At 38.7% G+C, this 15,161-nt stretch carries 15 protein-coding genes; 1 reads left to right on the top strand and 14 read right to left on the bottom strand.

Going from position 1 to position 15,161, the window contains the following annotated elements; translation table 11 throughout:
- Positions 1 to 152 precede the first annotated feature (152 nt).
- The 12 genes from LCP48_RS07435 to prsW all read right to left on the bottom strand — a co-directional run bounded on the left by LCP48_RS07435 (position 153) and on the right by prsW (position 11,946).
- Positions 153 to 425 (bottom strand): HU family DNA-binding protein, encoded by a 273-nt coding sequence (locus LCP48_RS07435; RefSeq protein WP_004232618.1) that lies wholly within the window; start codon positions 423 to 425, stop codon positions 153 to 155.
- 198 nt (positions 426 to 623) lie between these two features.
- Positions 624 to 2,102, bottom strand: coding sequence for a stage IV sporulation protein A (gene spoIVA, locus LCP48_RS07430; protein ID WP_004232609.1), 1,479 nt, complete (start codon positions 2,100 to 2,102; stop codon positions 624 to 626).
- A gap of 92 nt (positions 2,103 to 2,194) precedes the next feature.
- Positions 2,195 to 2,977, bottom strand: coding sequence for a hypothetical protein (locus tag LCP48_RS07425; RefSeq protein ID WP_009370806.1), 783 nt, complete (start codon positions 2,975 to 2,977; stop codon positions 2,195 to 2,197).
- A gap of 22 nt (positions 2,978 to 2,999) precedes the next feature.
- Positions 3,000 to 3,212, bottom strand: coding sequence for a DUF2768 domain-containing protein (locus tag LCP48_RS07420; protein ID WP_004232605.1), 213 nt, complete (start codon positions 3,210 to 3,212; stop codon positions 3,000 to 3,002).
- 223 nt (positions 3,213 to 3,435) lie between these two features.
- The gene (locus LCP48_RS07415) at positions 3,436 to 4,452 is read right to left on the bottom strand and encodes an NAD(P)H-dependent glycerol-3-phosphate dehydrogenase (RefSeq protein WP_004232602.1); all 1,017 of its coding nucleotides are present in this window, start codon (positions 4,450 to 4,452) and stop codon (positions 3,436 to 3,438) included.
- Between the two features lie 110 nt (positions 4,453 to 4,562).
- The gene (gene der / locus LCP48_RS07410) at positions 4,563 to 5,873 is read right to left on the bottom strand and encodes a ribosome biogenesis GTPase Der (RefSeq protein WP_004232601.1); all 1,311 of its coding nucleotides are present in this window, start codon (positions 5,871 to 5,873) and stop codon (positions 4,563 to 4,565) included.
- A gap of 402 nt (positions 5,874 to 6,275) precedes the next feature.
- Positions 6,276 to 7,412 (bottom strand): 30S ribosomal protein S1, encoded by a 1,137-nt coding sequence (gene rpsA / locus LCP48_RS07405; RefSeq protein WP_004232600.1) that lies wholly within the window; start codon positions 7,410 to 7,412, stop codon positions 6,276 to 6,278.
- 102 nt (positions 7,413 to 7,514) lie between these two features.
- The gene (cmk, locus tag LCP48_RS07400) at positions 7,515 to 8,189 is read right to left on the bottom strand and encodes a (d)CMP kinase (protein ID WP_004232599.1); all 675 of its coding nucleotides are present in this window, start codon (positions 8,187 to 8,189) and stop codon (positions 7,515 to 7,517) included.
- Between the two features lie 95 nt (positions 8,190 to 8,284).
- Positions 8,285 to 8,944, bottom strand: a complete 660-nt coding sequence (locus LCP48_RS07395) for a flagellar brake protein (RefSeq protein ID WP_004232598.1) — start codon at positions 8,942 to 8,944, stop codon at positions 8,285 to 8,287.
- 114 nt (positions 8,945 to 9,058) lie between these two features.
- Positions 9,059 to 10,342 (bottom strand): PepSY1/2 domain-containing protein, encoded by a 1,284-nt coding sequence (locus LCP48_RS07390; RefSeq protein ID WP_004232596.1) that lies wholly within the window; start codon positions 10,340 to 10,342, stop codon positions 9,059 to 9,061.
- Between the two features lie 15 nt (positions 10,343 to 10,357).
- The gene (sleB, locus tag LCP48_RS07385) at positions 10,358 to 11,173 is read right to left on the bottom strand and encodes a spore cortex-lytic enzyme (protein ID WP_004232594.1); all 816 of its coding nucleotides are present in this window, start codon (positions 11,171 to 11,173) and stop codon (positions 10,358 to 10,360) included.
- Positions 11,174 to 11,271: 98 nt separating this feature from the next.
- On the bottom strand, positions 11,272 to 11,946 hold the full coding sequence (gene prsW / locus LCP48_RS07380; RefSeq protein ID WP_004232588.1) for a glutamic-type intramembrane protease PrsW: 675 nt from the start codon (positions 11,944 to 11,946) through the stop codon (positions 11,272 to 11,274).
- Positions 11,947 to 12,029: 83 nt separating this feature from the next.
- On the opposite strand from prsW, the gene LCP48_RS07375 reads away from it, so the two are divergent.
- Positions 12,030 to 12,998, top strand: coding sequence for an asparaginase (locus LCP48_RS07375; RefSeq protein WP_225340825.1), 969 nt, complete (start codon positions 12,030 to 12,032; stop codon positions 12,996 to 12,998).
- Positions 12,999 to 13,007: 9 nt separating this feature from the next.
- Here LCP48_RS07375 and LCP48_RS07370 read toward each other — a convergent pair whose 3' ends face one another.
- A complete protein-coding gene (locus tag LCP48_RS07370) occupies positions 13,008 to 14,549 on the bottom strand; it encodes a GNAT family N-acetyltransferase (RefSeq protein WP_004232582.1) in 1,542 nt (513 codons plus the stop codon).
- 5 nt (positions 14,550 to 14,554) lie between these two features.
- On the bottom strand, positions 14,555 to 15,115 hold the full coding sequence (locus LCP48_RS07365) for a glycerol-3-phosphate acyltransferase (RefSeq protein ID WP_004232578.1): 561 nt from the start codon (positions 15,113 to 15,115) through the stop codon (positions 14,555 to 14,557).
- Between the last annotated feature and the right edge of the window lie 46 nt (positions 15,116 to 15,161).

Below are 15,161 nucleotides of genomic sequence, written 5' to 3'. Positions count from 1 at the left end.
GCGCAAAATGACTTACCTGATTCATCAGAAATTCGCTTCTAGATAAGCAAATCACTGTATATTATTATGTAAAATACAGAATTTGAAGCTGAAAAGAGCAGCCTTCATGTTCGTTAACATGAAGACTGCTCTATGTAACTACTAGACGTGTATTATTTTACCGCGTCTTTAAGCGCTTTACCTGGTTTGAAAGCAGGCACCTTGCTAGCAGCGATTTCGATTTCTTTACCAGTTTGTGGGTTACGACCTTTACGAGCCGCACGTTCACGTACTTCAAAGTTACCAAAACCAATTAATTGTACTTTGTCACCCTTTGCAAGAGCATCTTGAATTGTATCAAATACAGCTTCAACTGCTTTAGAAGCGTCTTTCTTAGAAAGACCTGCAGCTTCAGCAACAGAGTTTACTAATTCTGTTTTATTCACACCATTCACCTCCTCTCAAAGGGTCATGAACCAATTCTGTAAAAAGAGTAACACATAGAAAACCGCTACGCAACTGTATTCATACATGATTATAACCAAAAAATCAGTTTTTCACCCAAAAAACAAAAATAAAAGGACTTTTCGCATAAAAACGAAAAGCCCTGCGTATATTTTTTGCATTTTTTCTGAATTTTATCACTATAAAATAAATGTTACTAAACCACGATCCCCTTCATTAACCATACGTTCAATCGTCTGACGCATACGTTTTTTAGCAGTATGTGGAACTGCATCCATTTTGTAGCGAATCCCCTCTTTTAATACTTCGTGCAATGGTGTGCCAAATAATTGTGTATTCCATAATGCATCACGATCATGTAAATAAGCATGATTTAAATCTTTTAAAAGTTGCTGACTATGGAACTCTGAGCCAATTAACGGTGCAAATTCTGACTCCATATCAACTCGGATAATATGATAGGATGGTGCTTTTGCCTTCATTCGTACACCAAAGAAATTATTCTGTTTAATAAGCTCTGGGGCTGTTGGCTCAAATTCCTGCATCATTGGCAATGTCACCCCATAGCCTGTCGTATCAGCATCGTGAATAGCACTTTTAAAGCGTTTTTGGGCCTCTTTTGCCTCTGCCGCCTCTTTGATAAAGAGTAACCAATCTTTTTTCGTTTCAATTGGTTCTTCTAGCCATTCATTACAAACTGATTTATACAATTCACCCTGTAGGGACACCCGGATTACAGCTGTTCCTACACCTGCATCTACATGAACAACCTCACTTTGGTCAATAAAGTCAATCGCTTTGAAGGCATCTGATGCCTGTTGCACATCTCGAATTTTCATCACAGAAGAAAGGACTTCCTCCATCGAATCAATTAATGCAACGTTTAATGGATGTGTAGCATCTAATACATCCAGCCAGTCTGGTTTTTCCACTTCAATGGTACGAATTGGGAATTCAAATAACGCCTCTTGTAAAATATATTGAATATCCGCTTCTCTCATTTGATCAATGGACATCGCAATAACAGGTACATTGTAACGTTCAAACAATTCATTGCGAAGCTGAACTGTTTCTTCTCTCGCAGGCATTTGGCAATTGAGTAAGATGACAAATGGTTTGCCGATTTCTTTTAATTGCTCTACAATTTCCTCTTCTGCCTTCTCTGCTGCTCTTCGACTGATTCCGTTCACTGTACCATCAGTCGTTACGACAATACCAATATTCGCATGATCGCGAATCACCTTATCTGTGCCAATTTTAGCGGCTTCCTGAAACGGAATTGGCTCCGTATGCCAAGGAGTATGAACAAATTTAGGTCCATTTTCATCTTCATAGCCTTTTGTCCCATCGATAATATAACCCACACAATCTGCTAATCGAATTTGAAATGGCATTTCATCGTCACCGACCACAATACGGGTTGCTTGGGCAGGCACAAACTTCGGCTCAGCAGTCATAATGACTGGCCCCGGAGAACTTTGTGGCAACTCATCTTGTGCTCGCATTCTTTCCGTTTCATCCACAATGTTTGGTAACACGACTGATTCCATTACCTTTTTTACAAATGTTGATTTACCTACACGTACTGGACCGACAACACCAATATAAACATCGCCATTTGTGCGCTCTGCAATTTCTCTAAATACTGCTTCACTCAAGGTTTCTGCCTCCTTTATCTACGCTTTTTCACTATATGCGAGCCTGTAGACAAATATGAAAAAGCCCCTCACAAATGTAAGGAGCTTGTTTGCTAGTTTTCTTTTTTCTCGGCGGCTTCTGCCTCTTGTTTTTGTTGTTCTTTCGCCTTTTTAACATCCGCATTATATGTTTTCATATCATAGATAGGCTCTCCATTCTCGTCCACTGTATAGGGAATAGAATAGGCAGGGACCACTGGAAATTTGTCGACAAGCAGTTGGCGAATATCATCGCCTGGCTTTACATTTGGCTTATCTTCTTTTAATAGTTGTCCTAAATCCACAGCATAGTCTACATGTAATTCACCATCACCAGTCATGAAAAGCGGTAACTCGACGCCAGAATAGGGACTTTTTACAGTTACCTCTGTTTTATAACCCAAATCTTTATAGTTGATCTGATAAACATTATCTGATATTGACCCTTTTATTGGTAAATATTGTGTAGATAGTTTACGAATACCTATTTCACGTATACGCTCTGCCGCATTTAAATCTACTAATTTGACGGATGCCTCATTTTCAGGGTCCCAAATGATATATTGATATATACCACCTTTTTCATAGGCATTTCCAGGGATTGTCGCCAAATACTTCGGCATAAGTTTTTCAAAATCGATTAAATATTTGATATAGATATCCGTATCTAGCTCGCTATTTTTAATTGGTACTAGTCCACCTGTTGCTTCACGATATTCATCCACGGCACGTTGAACTGCAGCTAGTTGATCGACATCAGGCGTAACCTTAGCCCTTTTTTCGTCTTCTGGGTACGCACATCCTACTAACAGTATGGCGGTTGCAAATACCAACAGCAAAGCACTTAGTTTTTTCATGTTACTGACACCTCATTATTTTTTATGCTGGCCAAGTGGCAACTACAAGTACCATTAAAAATGTGCCAAGTCCAAACAGTATGTATGCACATAAATTTACGACTGTTCGTAAAAATACATTTGAAATCTTATTTCGCGCTAAATAAATTAAGCCGACTGATATAATCATAAATGCGATGCAATAAAACGACACCCACATTACATCAAGCGCAGGCATATGAGCTAACGGGCCCATTTCAAAAAACCACCTTTCTTTGAATGTCAAGACACAATCAAAGTATATTATACTATGTGCTTTTGCTAAAAAGAAATAGTTGTCCTATAACTATCAAGAAATGGACAACTCTTTTAGCATGTATTTCTATTCAACTAGTGGCACACAATAAGGCGTCTCAACAGATTCGCTGAGACACCTTATTTATGTCCATTTTATGACAAGTCTAATCAAAAAATTAATATTAATGCTTCATATCGTCTATTTCTCGTTTTTTCATACGCATCATTAAGGCATCTACTGCTACTTTCGGTTCAACATCATTAAATAGCACACTATAGAGCTCTGTGGAAATCGGCATGGCGACACCATATTTCTCTGCTAATTGATAGGCTGCCTTCGTGGTACGGACACCTTCAACGACCATGCCCATTTGATCCAGCACTTCTTGTAGCTTCATACCTTGCCCTAACATATTTCCTGCACGCCAGTTCCGCGAGTGAACACTTGTACAGGTTACAATTAAATCCCCCATACCTGTAAGCCCTGAGAACGTAAATGGATTACCGCCCATTTTTACTCCTAACCGTGAAATTTCTGCAAGACCTCGCGTGATAAGTGCCGCTTTCGCATTGTCTCCATAATTTAAGCCATCAGTAATACCTGCTGCTAAAGCGATAACGTTTTTCAACGCTCCTCCTATTTCCACACCAATGATATCTTCATTTGTATAGACGCGGAAGAACTGATTCATAAATAAATCCTGTACCTTTTCAGCAGCATCAATATTGGCACAAGCTGCAGTAACCGTTGTAGGATGATGCAGCACCACTTCTTCTGCATGACTTGGCCCAGAAAGAACAACAATTTCTTCCACATACATAGCTGGTAAGCTCTCTGCTAAAATTTCAGATATTCGTTTTAATGAGTCAGGCTCAATTCCTTTCGAAACATGGACAAACAACACTTTTTTTGTTAATTCAGCCGTTAGTTTCTCGCATACTTCACGAATCGCTTTTGTTGGAACAGCCACAACAATGGTTTCTGCATGAGTAGCTACCTTCGCCATATCACTCGTCGCATGTAAATTTTCAGGTAGAATGGTTTCTGGTAAATATTTTTTATTTGTATGCAGTTGATTGATTTCTTCTGCCTGTTCAGCTCTATGTGTCCATACAAGCGTATCATGTCCATTTTCCGCTAGTACCATTGCCAGTGCAGTACCCCATGAGCCTGCCCCTAACACACAAACTTTTTCCATAACAAAATCCTCCCTTTGCTGGGTTGTCTATTAAGTAAGTTCTTTTTTGTAAAAAGACGCCACCCAACAATAATGTCGGGTTGGCGTATTGTATGTGTATAGCTATTGCCTTAAGCACGCGCACGTGTAATTAAACGAATTGGCGTCCCTTCAAAGTCAAATGTTTCACGAATACGATTTTCTAAGAAGCGTTCGTATGAGAAATGCATAAGCTCAGGTTCATTCACAAAAATAACGAATGTTGGTGGCTTAATCGCTACCTGAGTAGCATAGTAAATACGTAAGCGACGACCTTTATCTGTCGGTGCAGGATTACGAGCCACTGAGTCCTCAATCACTTCATTTAAAATAGAGGATTGAATACGCATCGCATGATTCTCGCTGACACGTTGGATAATCGGTAAAATCTGATGCACACGCTGTTTTGTATTCGCCGACACAAATATGATTGGGGCATAATCTAAAAATAGGAAATGCTCACGAATTTGCTGTGTAAAGACATTCATTGTTTTTTCATCTTTTTCAATGGCATCCCATTTATTCACAACAATGATCACAGCTTTTCCAGCTTCATGTGCATAGCCAGCGATTTTTTTATCTTGCTCTTGAATACCTTCTTCTGCATTCAGCACTACTAAAACAACGTCTGAGCGTTCAATAGCACGTAGCGCACGTAACACAGAATATTTCTCGGTTGTTTCATAGATCTTTCCTTTTTTACGCATACCTGCCGTATCAATAATGACATATTCCTGTCCATCATATGCATAAGGCGTATCAATCGCATCACGTGTTGTCCCTGCAATATTACTAACAATAACACGTTCTTGCCCTAGGAAAGCATTCACTAAAGAGGATTTCCCAACATTCGGACGACCAATTAAAGAGAATTTAATGACATCATCACCATATTGTTCTTCATCTTCTTTCGGGAAATGTTTTGCACATTCGTCCAATAAATCCCCTAAACCTAAACCGTGGGAACCTGAGATTGGCCAAGGTTCACCGAAGCCAAGTGCATAAAAATCATAAATCATTTCACGCATATCAGGATTATCAATTTTATTAACCGCTAATACGACTGGTTTTTTTGTTTTGTATAGAATTTTAGCAACTTGCTCATCTGCTGCCGTTACCCCTTCACGACCATTTGTCATGAAAATAATAACGTCCGCTTCATCAATGGCAATTTCAGCTTGTTGACGAATCTGTTCTAAAAACGGCTCGTCCCCTATTTCAATGCCACCTGTATCAATAATATTAAAATCGTGTGTTAACCACTCTGCCGAACTATAAATACGGTCCCGTGTTACGCCTGGGATATCCTCCACAATCGAAACGCGTTCTCCAACGATACGATTAAAAATCGTCGACTTACCTACGTTCGGACGACCTACGATGGCTACTACTGGTTTCGTCATCTGTACTTCATCCTTCCAACTTCTTGTCTTTCGCTATTATACACGAAAAATGCCATTATATCATATCATATCCATAATGTAGAATGCTATGTATGGTGATAAACGGTGTTACCTCATTTTTTAAGCGTGCTATCAGATGTCATAAAGGTTTTATCGCCTTTTTAATTAACTATCCTTTATTTTAAGAATCTTACCCGCTGCTGCTAAAATCTTATCCTTTAATTCAAAGATTTTACATTCTTTAGTTGCTATCCTTCACTTTAGGATTCTTATCCGCTACTTTTAGAGTTTTATCCTTCATTTCAAAGATTTTATCCATTTCTTAATTGTTATCCTTCACTTTCATAATCCTATCAACCACAAAAATAGCGAGGATACATTTATGCATCCTCGCTGTATACATTATTTAAAGTTTTTTAGTTTATCGCCAATGACATCACCGAATGAGAAGCCTGTATTCTCTTCAGGTAATTCATAGTCGATTACTTCTTCTGCTTCTGGATTTTCTAGTAATTCTTTAATACTTAGGGCTAGACGGCCTTCGTCAGCATTGACATCAAGGACCTTCACCTGTACTTCTTGTCCCTCTTTCAATGCTTCATGAGGCGTGTTAATGTGCTTATGCGCAATTTGCGATATATGCACTAAACCCTCCACGCCCGGGAATACTTCCACAAATGCACCGAATGAAGTAAGTCGCTTCACTCTACCGTCTAAAATAGTGCCTTTTGCGGCACGTTCTTCAATATTAGACCATGGTCCAGGAATAGTTTCCTTAATAGATAAAGAAATACGTTCATTTTCTGGGTCCACTGATAGTACTTTTACTTTTACATCTTGTCCTTCAGCTAAAACCTCACTCACATCACTCACATGCTCATGTGATACTTGCGAGATGTGTACAAGACCATCAATACCACCTAGGTCGATAAATGCACCAAATGACGCGAGACGCTGTACTTTACCATCCAATACATCGCCAGCTTTTATTTGATTAATCACATTTTTCTTTTGTGAAGCTTTCTCTGCTTCAACCACTGCTCGATGAGATAAAATAAGGCGATTCTTACCCTTATCAAGCTCAACAATTTTAAAGCTTAATATTTGCCCTTTATAGCCTTCAAAATCATCAACGAAATAGTCCTCTACAAGCGATGCTGGTACAAAGCCACGTACACCTAAATCTACGACAAGACCACCTTTAACAATATCCTTTACTTCCGCTTCAAAAATTTCCTCAGCGGCAAATTGCTGCTCCAGTGTATCCCATGCTTTTAAAGCATCCACTTTACGTTTTGATAGGACAAAGTTTTCTTCTTCAACCTTTGTAATCATCAACTCTAATTCATCTCCAACTGAGATGACATCAGACGCTTTCTCAATGTGTAAGCTTGATAATTCACTAATCGGTACAATACCATCAAACGGTGCACCTGGAATTGATACAGATACTGCCTTTTCATCAACTTGCGCGGCAATGCCTTTGACGATATCACCCTCGTTAAACGTTTGTTCTGCATAGTTCATTTCTTCAGACATATGTAACCCTCCTTCGCATCTTCCCTTACTATTTTATTCGATATTGAAGACAAAGACAAAAATAAATCCTTTAAATTCAAAAAATGTCTGAAACTTTAGGATTTATAGCATTTTTTCTTCTGCTAATTTTAAAATAGCTTGTGCTGCATCATCAATGGACAATGCTGTTGTATCTAAAAAGATCGCATCTTCAGCTTGAATCAGTGGCGATGCTTCACGCTCACTATCCTTTTTATCACGTAGTGCAATTTCTTCCTGAAGTTTTTCAAGAGAGGAGTCAATTCCTCTTTTTTGATTATCAATCAAGCGACGTCTAGCACGTTCCTCTACTGTTGCAGACATGAAAATCTTTAGTTCTGCATCCTTTAAGACGTGTGTAGCAATATCGCGGCCATCCATGACAACACCACCATTAGCTGCAAGTTTTTGCTGTTGGGCAACTAATAGTTCACGAACCTTCGCATGGGCAGCTACTTGTGAGACTGATGAAGTGACCTCATTAGAGCGAATTTCCGCTGACACATTGTGACCATCTAAAAAAACAAGCTGTCCCTGAGGTGATGGTTTTAATTCAATTGTGCTTACTTCAAGCATCTCTGCTAATTTTGCTTCATCATCTAAATGTATGTTTTGTTGCATCGCTTTATACGTAACTGCTCGATACATTGCGCCTGTGTCAATGTATGTAAAGCCCAGTGCTTCAGCAACAATTTTCGCGATTGTACTTTTGCCAGCACCAGCAGGCCCATCTATCGCAATTTGAATGTTTTTCTTCATATTCTTCCCTACTTTCTGCACCTCTTATTGTATCATATAACCTCAAAAAAGCCCTCTACTAGGAGAGGGCTTCATCAAAATATTCATAAAGGAAATTAAACATTAAAAGGGTTCATTTCTTTACGACGATTGACTAATTGACGTTCAAAGCAAAAACGGACGATATGCTGTTGATCGACATCATCTGTATCTGTTAGTTGGATTGTTGCAATGCGTTTATCCTCTTTTTCGAAAATACGGACGATCAGCGCTTCTGTAATGACATACTTGACATCTCCATTGGCAAATGGCAATACAATGGTTAGTTTTACTTCATCACCCTCAGTGAAAGCTACTTGACCTTTCAACATGACAGCTAGGCCTCCTGCACTAACATCAACAGTTACAAGTTGATATTTATAGTCTTTCAACTGAACAGCAACGTCTACTTGTGTCTCTACACGAACGTATTCTCGTCGCTGAATTTTTATAAACTCCTCTGGTGTTGGACAATGCAACATAATCATTGGTATATTACCTGCTTTACGGCCAACTACCTCTGTATTAAAGGCAAAGGATTGCTTATCCTCAGTACGAAAAGTTGCTCTAAATTCTGAGCCATCTATTAAAAATGCCGTTTTCTTTGTTACCATATTAACCGGATAATCAATATATAGAATATTATCTTTTTGCTCTACAACTTTACAGCGGAATTTCTCCAACCGTTCTGTATAAGTTGGTTCAAGTTGTAATTGTGTACCAATTTTTATTTCCATGAGCATCTCCCCGTGCGAAAAATATAGTTTAATTATCTCATGAGAAGCTTATTTTGGCTATAAAAATTGGTAGTATTTTCATGTCAAGTTCATACAGAGCGGAGGCATCATTGATTAAGTTAGATATTCCACTTTTAATACATTATGGTTTTCCGCATCAATTACAATTCTAAATGTTTCCTGCGTATTACCATCACGCAATGCAATGACCTCATAGCAAAGACGTTGCTCAAATTGTCCATTATCTGTATAGATATTTTTTACCTCTTGTACTTGAATATCGTCTTGGAAGAACGTTTTCCAATCAATCGGCTTAGCTGTTTGCTTTTTAATATTTTCTTCTTGAATATATTCCATTGCATTTGCACCTAACAGCTCACCTGTATCTTTCGCTACTTTCAATTGAACACCATCAGCGTAGATTAACGCATTATCTCCAGGATGCACACGAGCAAATGTCACATGCCAAGCTTGATGATTTTCGCGTGATTCCACATAGGCTACATCTTTCATGCCTAATTTCTTCACATATTCCTGCGCTTTTTTCATAACTTCCTCTTGTGATAACTTGGCTTCATCCACAGGACGTTCTACTAAATAGGATAATAAATGTCCACCCTTTTCTGTTAGATCAACATAGCCTAATCGAATCCCTTGGTGAAATTGGATATGATAAAAAGGATATGGTGCTGTATCACTACTTTTTGTAACTGTAAATGTAGCATCTTTAATGACTGGGAATAAGTATTTCACTTTTTCTAGTGCTTCTTTTTCGGTAATAACCGCATCCTGTAATGCCTTTAACTCAATTTTTTTCTGCCAATCAGATTCAGATAAAGTTAACGGGAAATCCTTTTCTCCGTAGCCCTTTAATGTATCTTTTACAGTATCAAATTGGCTATTTGGATTTTTATTGTCCACTTGCTGTAGCCAAACATCCATTTTTCCATCATGCTTATAGAAATCGACGGTTGCAGCTGTCCATTCATCGGAAAGAGATTGTAAATTTGTTGAAACCTGGGGCATTTTTTCACGCCAAGCTTCATAATCCCCTGTTTTCGCTGTCCTTTTTGCTTCATCGCCAAGTCGACCTAGATAGTTCATCCATTCGCTTGATAGCTCTTGTCCTATTGGAATATTCGCAATAGAAGAACGAACTTCTGAGCTTAAACGCCAAACCGAATCTAGTTCATTGTGTATCGCCTGCTCATCTTGAAACAACAGGGATTGTGATACCGAGCGTTGAAGATGGGAAAGTTTTTCAGATGCATCCGTTAACTTATCTGTATATTGTGCTAGTACGGTACGTTGTAAATCTTCTTTATCTCCATGCAAATCAATGCTGTAAGCCCCTAACCCAATAACGGCAATCGTTAAAACCACGAGCCAAGTTTTCATCTAGGTTCCTCCTTTCTATGAACAGAAAATATGCTCTCCAATTTGTTTGATTTGTGGACGTGACCAAATCCATTTGCTCGTTGCAGTTTTTGGATTGAAATAATACAATGCATTTTCTGAAGGGTCCCAGCCGTTCATGGCATCAATAACCGCTTCTTTTGCTCGCTCATTTGGCTCAAGCCAAATTTGTCCATCTGCAACGGCCGTAAATGCTAACGGTTGGAAAATGATACCCGAAATAGTATTCGGGAAATCTGGGCTTTCCAAACGATTCAAAATAACTGCAGCAACTGCTACTTGTCCTTCATATGGTTCTCCCCTTGCCTCTCCATATACCGCATTCGCCATTAGTTGTAAATCACGTTCTGTATATTTGGGAGGGACTTGTGTCTGTGTTCCATTATTATTACTACTTCCACTACTATTGCTAGTGCCACCACTAGTATTCTTTTTCACTTGCTGATCAAGAGGCTTCCCCCCATAATAAGTAAATTGATTCCCTGCATTTAATTGAGCTTTCACCCATTTTTCATCATAATCTGAATTGCCCGTTAATGCTTTCTTTGTCTTAGCGCCTGCAATTCCGTCTACTGGTAACCCATAATTTTCTTGGAAATTACGTAAAGCCCAGTATGTGTTGTAGCCAAATTTGCCATCAATTTTACTCTTATAAAAACCTAAGTATTGTAGCCTCGCTTGCAATTCAACGACATCATCTCCATAGGCACCCCGAGTAATTTGCTGATCGCTAAATGCATTCGCATCATTTTGAGGAATCGCAATTATACTAATTCCTAATATCAAAGCAAAAAGTATGCTTACTAAACGCACTTTTATCACTCCTTTTTTTTATAGCTTGAAACAAAAGGAGTAATTTATACATGATAAAAATGAAATAAAGCGTAGAAATCTTTGACGATTTCTACGCTTTATATTTTCTTTTGCATATGCAAATGCTGCACCAGATGATAATGTGCAAGCTTCACTTTGCGCAAGCCAAACCACCATAAAAACAACATAAAAGGAATCATTAAATAAACCCAGTGACCTTTGAATGATAATATTGTATTGTATAGAATGTGAAGTACGACTGGTGCACAAAGCGCCATAGCAATCATTTCTTTTGTCTTAACAAGTTTCGAAAACTTAGCCCGTCCATAATAATAGCCCATTACGACACCGAACAAAGCATGACTTGATACTGGTAATAAGGCTCGCATAAATGCCGTGTCTAAGCCAAATGAAAGTAGATAAAGAACATTTTCAATTGTAGCAAAGCCGAGCGAAATGCTTGCCCCATACAATATACCATCGTAAGGGTCATCAAATTCTATATGATTATAGATGGCAATTAATAGCACAAACCATTTAAAAAATTCTTCAATGACACTTGAAAATAGTACGTCTTGAAGATAAAGATATCGAAAAACCCCTTCCTCTGTTAATACATACTGTAAAAACATGATTGGGAACGTTAAAAATGCGCCGTATAAAAACGTTTGTAGTAAAGTTCTTCTTGGCTCCGTAGCCATCTGATTGCGCAAATAGAAATAACTAAAAAGCGCTAGACCGGGAGCAATGGCAGCAGATAATAAAATGATCATGATGCCGGCTCCTTTCAACAATAGACTGCTATTATTATACCATGTAATGACAAAAAAACTTTTTAAAAGGAGATTTATTTTTTATGAAAAAAACAATTTTATTAATTCATACTGGCGGCACAATCTCCATGGCAATGAGTGCTGAAGGAGCGGTCATGCCAAATAAGGAAAATCCTCTAATGAAGGAAAGTAATAAACTGGCTTCACTAGCAAGCATTATAGAAATAGAAGCTTTTAATCTTCCTTCTCCACATATTACACCGAAAGAGATGCTTTTATTGCGTAACTTGATTTTGGAACAAATTGACGCACAGCCAATTGACGGTGTGGTCATCACACACGGTACAGATACATTGGAAGAAACCGCCTATTTCTTAGAGCTAACAACGAATTTAGCCATTCCTATTGTGCTAACAGGAGCTATGCGTTCATCTAACGAACTTGGAGCAGATGGGATTTATAATTTAGTGGAGGCAGTCCGAGTAGCTGTTGATGAAGAAGCCCGTGATAAAGGTGTGCTTGTTGTGATGAATGATGAGGTTCATCTTGCTGTAAATACAACAAAAACAAGCACAAGTTCAGTAAATACTTTCCAATCTCCACAATATGGACCGATTGGACTTATTACTAAATCCCGAATCTTATTCCATCACGCACCAATTCGTCGACAATATGTAGATGTTAACAATTTATCCAAGCGTGTCGCAATGCTAAAAGTGTATGCCGGTATGGAAGAAGATTTATTGGATGTCGTGCTTGCATGTAAATATGATGGTGTTGTGCTAGAAGGACTAGGTCAAGGGAATGTCCCACCATCTGTTGTAAAGGGAATTGAAAGCCTTATACAGCGAGACATCCCAGTTGTACTTGTTTCCCGCTGCTTTAATGGAATCGCAGAAGGTGTTTATGGCTATGTGGGTGGTGGTAAAATGCTAGAAGATTTAGGCGTCATATTCGCCACAGGTATTAATGGCCAAAAGGCACGCTTAAAATTATTAATAGGCCTAAACACAACTGGCTCGCCTTTAAATTTAAAGGACTTTTTCCTGTAATATTTTTCCTCACATCTCGATCACCTGTTTATAATAGCTCAGTATCTCGCTAAGTCGAGCACAAGCTTCATCAAAATCTGGTTGTATTACAGAAAATTGAATGAAATTCTTTTGGCGTAAATACTGGCTTTCACCATGAACGAATAGTCCGTTTAATGCTAAATCAATAAGTAGGTTAGCATAAGTATTAGGCAATTGAACCGTTATCAGCATCGGATATTGAATTGTTGGATATTGAAATTGCATGATTGGTAGCTGTAGCAGTGATTGAAAGCGCTGCTGTAGCTGCTCATAACGTGCTGGATAGGCTTGCAATGCCTTCTCCACATTACTTAATAATACAGCAGGTAATGTAAATGGTACGGTACCTTGCTGATAATTTGCTAAATCAAGATAAGCAGGTAGAGCGGCAGATGAGGGTACAAGTGATTGCGAAAATACAAATGCTAACCCACTTAACGCACCAATGGCCTTACCACTCACAGCCGTAGCTAAATAGCAGTCCTGTAAAGAAAACGGCATGGCACCGAACGAACTAATACAATCTATACATAACTTTACATTGTATTGTATAGCAAGCTTTTTAAGAATATCTAAGTTATTACAAGTTCCCGTGGAAGTCTCACCATGCACTGCCAACATCCACTGATAAGACCCCGTATCAAGCTTTGAAGCCAGTTCTTTGTCATCAAATACCGTTCCCCACTCTTTTTCTACCACCTCAAACTGTAATGACCAACGAGCGGCTTGCTTCCGTAAACGCTCACCGAATTCTCCATTTGTTAGAATAAGCCCTTTTCCTAATTGCTGTGCCTTTAGTTGTGCAAGCATTACTTCATTTGCTAGCGTTCCCGTCCCTACAATTACACCAACATGATTTGCCTTCGATAAATGCAGCAACTTCTTCTGCACGCGTTCATAAAGTGCATAAAAAGCTAATGAACGATGTGATACATCTGAATAAGCAATTGTCTCTAATTGCTTCACTGGTCCAGGATAAAATGTAGAGGGTTCCGTCGTTAGTCTATGTTGTAATGATTGTTCAAATTCATGCCTAGTGAGCACCATCGGTAAAAACATCGCACCCTCTTCCCCGACAGCTGGCGCAAACTGCTTAAAACCCATCTGCTTATATAGTTTTTCCTCTCTCGTTGTACCTGAAATCACTGCCGCAGAATAGCCTTTTTCGTAGGCAAATGTAGTTAAGGCCTGAGTAAGCTTCAATAAAACTCGACCCGTTCGATAACCTTTCTTCACGGAAAGCAAACGAATTTCACAAAGCTTCTCACAATTTTCCTTTGATAAATACTGCTCGACCTTACCAATCTTTTCATCAATAGAAAATGGTCGTTGATCTCTGAACGCCACCATGCCAATTAATTCTGTTTGCTTATAAACAACGACATAGGTATTCTCTTGATGAAATCGGTCAACTTTTTTTCGCGATGCATTCACCTCATGCTGAGGAATTTCTTCAACAAATGTTTCATAATTCAATCGAGCAATCGCCTCAAATTCCTCATTTGTCTTGGCAATTTTACACCAATACATTTCCTTCACTTCCCTCTTTTCAATGATTCCTGAATATTAGACATATGCTTAATAAGCATACACACGATTGCCATGATTAAAAGTCCATATGGCTCTAATTTCCCTGCTTGTATAATTGCGGCTATATAAAAAACAAAGCCACCAACCATGCCAAGTGTCAGACTTCTAGTAAATGCAGATATAAGTGCTGTACCAATGATCATCCATAAAAAAAGACTTGGCGATAAGGCAAGACCCACACCAATAAAAGTAGCTACACCTTTTCCTCCGTTCCATTTCAGCCAGATCGGAAATAGATGCCCTATTATCACCCATGCAGCTCCGCCAATAACGACCCATTCTTCCAATTGCCACATGCGTCCTAATCCGACAACAAGTACACCTTTTAATGAATCGCCAAGAAGCGTCAAAATAAATGCTGTTTTCCCAATCACACTTCCTGCATTACGTGCGCCTAAATTTTTACTCCGCTCTTCCTGCAAATTGACACCGTATATCTTACCAACGAAATAAGCCGTCAAGATGTTGCCTATTAAATAACTCAAGAGCCAATACAAGCCAATCATTGAGTTGCCTCCTTGCTAAAAAGGCTGTATAAGCTACATGCCTATA

Source organism: Lysinibacillus capsici (genome assembly GCF_020217405.1).
Classification (GTDB): domain Bacteria; phylum Bacillota; class Bacilli; order Bacillales_A; family Planococcaceae; genus Lysinibacillus; species Lysinibacillus capsici.
Note: the sequence above shows the minus strand (reverse complement) of the source record. Positions and strands in the feature narration are given on the sequence as shown.